The sequence below is a fragment of the Polaromonas sp. P1_E3 genome (genome assembly GCF_056405935.1).
The window spans coordinates 1-609 of record NZ_JBFUBD010000819.1; the positions used below are offsets into that span (position 1 = coordinate 1).

General features: G+C 59.4%; 1 protein-coding gene. It reads right to left on the reverse strand.

Features of this window, described 5'->3' with window-relative positions; all coding sequences use genetic code 11:
* A partial coding sequence (locus AC1D0Z_RS23725) for a PP2C family protein-serine/threonine phosphatase (RefSeq protein ID WP_477660563.1) occupies nucleotides 1–609 on the reverse strand: 609 nt, incomplete at both ends.

The following is a 609-nucleotide window of genomic DNA, read 5'->3' on the forward strand; positions in this document are numbered from 1 at the left end:
AGGCTCGTCAGCGCAGATGTGGATGAGGCCGGCCATGTCGTATTCGCTGACATGTTCGTACACCCCGTCGGTGGCCAGTAAAAAAATGTCGCCCTGCTCCACCTGCTGGGTCTGGTAGTCAATCTCCAGCTGTGGCTTGAAGCCCAGCGCACGGCCGAGGTAGCTTTGGCCCTGGGAAATCCATACGCGGTGGTCGTTGGTCAGCTGTTCCAGCGCCTTGCCGCGCAGGCGGTAAATGCGTGAATCACCGACATGAAAAATATGTGCGGTCGTCGACTTGATGACCATGGCGCTCAGCGTGCACACATAGCCCTTGTCCTTGTCGTAACGGTACTGGCTTTTCTGCGTCTGCGCGTGCAGCCAGGAATTGGTGGCGCTCAATATCCGCTCGGCCGATGTCTTGACCGACCACGCCTCGGAGGTGCAGTAGTAGTCTTCCAGGAAACCGGTGACGGCGTACTGGCTGGCTACGTCGCTGACGGCGCTGCTGCTGATGCCGTCGGCCAGCGCAATGGCGATGCCCTTGGCGCTCAGCTGCGGCTCTTTCGGCACATAGATGCCGTGGAAATCCTGGTTGGTTTCCTTGCGGCCCTTGTCCGAATACTGACC